The organism is Pseudomonas sp. UBA6315, assembly GCF_002438125.1.
Taxonomy (GTDB): Bacteria; Pseudomonadota; Gammaproteobacteria; order Pseudomonadales; family Pseudomonadaceae; genus Aquipseudomonas; species Aquipseudomonas faucium.
Genome location: NZ_DJTF01000124.1, coordinates 15097 through 17774 on the forward strand (window position 1 = coordinate 15097; position 2678 = coordinate 17774).

Genomic DNA, 2678 nt, shown 5'->3' on the forward strand with positions numbered 1-2678 from the left:
AATAAAAAAAGCCCGCCAGTGTGAGAGCGGGCCAAAGGACCTACGAAGATTCTTCTAGCGACCAACTAGCTTCCGCGATAGGTCGAATAGCTATACGGCGAGATCAGCAGCGGCACATGGTAGTGCTCCTGCTTCTCGTCGATGCCAAAGCGCAGCACGACAACATCCAGAAACGCCGTGTCCGGCAGCTGTACGCCGCGGGCACGGTAATAAGCGCCAGCGCTAAATTGCAGCTGGTAGACACCAGTACGGTAGTCGTCACCCTGCAGCAGCGGGGCGTCGACACGGCCATCGCTGTTGGTCAGGGCAGTGTTCACCAGCTCCAGTTGCTGGCCTTCGACGCGATACAGCTCGACCTTGATCGAGCTGCCCGGGCAGCCGTGAGCGGCATCCAGTACGTGTGTGGTCAAACGTCCCATTGCTTGTCGCCTCTTGTTCAATCTGTGGGCAAAAAATACACAGCCATCGCCACGGCAAAGGGCCGACGATGGGCGGGAATGGCGTTATTAAGACATTTCAGCGGCAGATTGTACACAATTTTTTGAGCCCATCCGTCGCCCCCCTCTGTTCACGGCTTTGCGTCGCAAATTCAAGCCCTGCGCACACCCATCTGTCATTAGCTGACCAATCAGGCAGGTTTCTTGCAACCGATTCTCAGGCGACAAAAGGGAAGAAATGCGGAAAAACAGGCTTACAAAAGATTTCAGAAGTTGTATACAATCAGCCCATCCGGTGGTGCGACATACCGACGCGGCCCGCCCACCCCGCACCAACACACAAGAAGGAAGACTGCAGTGAGCGCTGACTACCCTCGCGACCTGATCGGTTACGGCAACAACCCACCTCACCCGCAATGGCCGGGCAACGCGCGCATCGCGCTGTCGTTCGTGCTCAATTACGAAGAAGGCGGCGAGCGCAACATCCTGCACGGTGACAAAGAGTCCGAAGCCTTCCTCTCCGAGATGGTCGCCGCCCAGCCGCTGCAGGGCCAGCGCAACATGAGCATGGAGTCGCTGTACGAATACGGCAGCCGCGCCGGCGTCTGGCGCCTGCTCAAGCTGTTCAAGGACAGCGGCGTACCGCTGACCGTGTTCGCCGTGGCCATGGCCGCCCAGCGCCACCCCGACGTGATCCGCGCCATGGTCGAAGCCGGCCACGAGATCTGCAGCCACGGCTACCGCTGGATCGACTACCAGAACATGGACGAGGCCCAGGAGCGCGAGCACATGCTCGAGGCCATCCGCATCCTCACCGAGCTGACCGGCGAGCGTCCGGTGGGCTGGTACACCGGCCGCACCGGCCCGAACACTCGCCGCCTGGTCATGGAAGAAGGCGGTTTCCTGTATGACAGCGACACCTACGACGACGACCTGCCCTACTGGGAGCCGAACAACCCGACCGGCAAGCCGCACCTGGTGATCCCCTACACCCTGGACACCAACGACATGCGCTTCACCCAGGTCCAGGGCTTCAACTGCGGCGAGCAGTTCTTCCAGTACCTCAAGGACGCCTTCGACGTGCTCTACGCCGAGGGTGCCGAGTCGCCAAAAATGCTTTCCATCGGCCTGCACTGCCGCCTGGTCGGCCGCCCGGCGCGCCTGGCCGCGCTCAAACGCTTCGTCGACTACGCCAAGAGCCATGAGCAGGTCTGGTTCGCCCGTCGCGCGGATATCGCCCGCCACTGGCACACCACCCATCCGTACAAGAAAGAGAACGCCTGATGACCGCCTTCAAGACCCTCAAGCCATCCACCCTGGGCCGTGACGCCTTCGTCAAGGTGTTCGCCGACATCTACGAACACTCGCCGTGGGTCGCCGAAAAAGCCTATGACCTGGGCCAGCTGGGTGAGCTGGACGAGATCGAGGCGCTGCACCAGCGCATGAGCGACATCCTGCTCAGCGCCAACCACGCCGACCAACTGGCGCTGATCAACGCTCACCCGGACCTTGCCGGCAAGGCCGCGATCCAGGGCGAGCTGACCGAATCGAGCACCAACGAGCAGGCCGGCGCCGGTATCCACCAGTGCACCGCCGAGGAGTTCGCCCGTTTCACCGAACTGAACGACGCCTACAAGGCCAAGTTCCAGTTCCCGTTCATCATGGCGGTCAAGGGCAGCAACCGGCACCAGATCCTCGCCGCCTTCGAAAAACGCATCCACAACGACGCCGATGCCGAATTCAAGGAAGCCCTGGCGCAGATCAACCTGATCGCCCTGTTCCGCCTGCTGCAGCTGTAAGCAACAGCCGAACCCAAACAGAAAACGAACAATAGAAGAGATAACCGCATGCGCACCCTGATGATCGAGCCCCTGACCAAAGAAGCCTTCGCCCCTTTCGGAGACGTGATCGAAACCGATGGCAGCGACCACTTCATGATCAACAACGGCTCGACCATGCGCTTTCACAAGCTCGCCACGGTCGAGACCGCCGAGCCTGAAGACAACGCCATCATCAGCATCTTCCGCGCCGACGCGCAGGACATGCCGCTGACCGTGCGCATGCTGGAGCGCCATCCGCTGGGCAGCCAGGCTTTCATCCCGCTGCTCGGCAACCCCTTTCTGATCGTGGTCGCGCCCGTTGGCGATGCACCTGTATCAGGCTTGGTCCGTGCCTTCCGCAGTAATGGCAGGCAGGGCGTCAATTACCATCGCGGCGTCTGGCACCACCCGGTGCTGACGA

4 protein-coding genes are annotated in these 2678 nt (G+C 61.2%); 3 read left to right on the forward strand and 1 reads right to left on the reverse strand.

Annotation, left to right across the window (positions count from 1 at the left end; translation table 11 throughout):
- Window positions 1-65 precede the first annotated feature (65 nt).
- Window positions 66-419, reverse strand: a complete 354-nt coding sequence (uraH, locus tag B3E94_RS14650; RefSeq protein WP_054884130.1) for a hydroxyisourate hydrolase — start codon at window positions 417-419, stop codon at window positions 66-68.
- Window positions 420-794: 375 nt separating this feature from the next.
- On the opposite strand from uraH, the gene puuE reads away from it, so the two are divergent.
- The 3 genes from puuE to B3E94_RS14665 form a co-directional block, all read left to right on the forward strand.
- Window positions 795-1721: an allantoinase PuuE gene (gene puuE / locus B3E94_RS14655; RefSeq protein WP_176517141.1), complete on the forward strand. Its 927-nt coding sequence runs from the start codon at window positions 795-797 to the stop codon at window positions 1719-1721.
- Window positions 1721-2236, forward strand: coding sequence for a 2-oxo-4-hydroxy-4-carboxy-5-ureidoimidazoline decarboxylase (gene uraD, locus B3E94_RS14660; protein ID WP_176517142.1), 516 nt, complete (start codon window positions 1721-1723; stop codon window positions 2234-2236). Before puuE ends, uraD begins: the two co-directional genes overlap by 1 nt.
- A 48-nt stretch (window positions 2237-2284) precedes the next feature.
- On the forward strand, window positions 2285-2678 hold a 394-nt coding region (locus tag B3E94_RS14665), incomplete at its 3' end, for an ureidoglycolate lyase (RefSeq protein ID WP_286914058.1).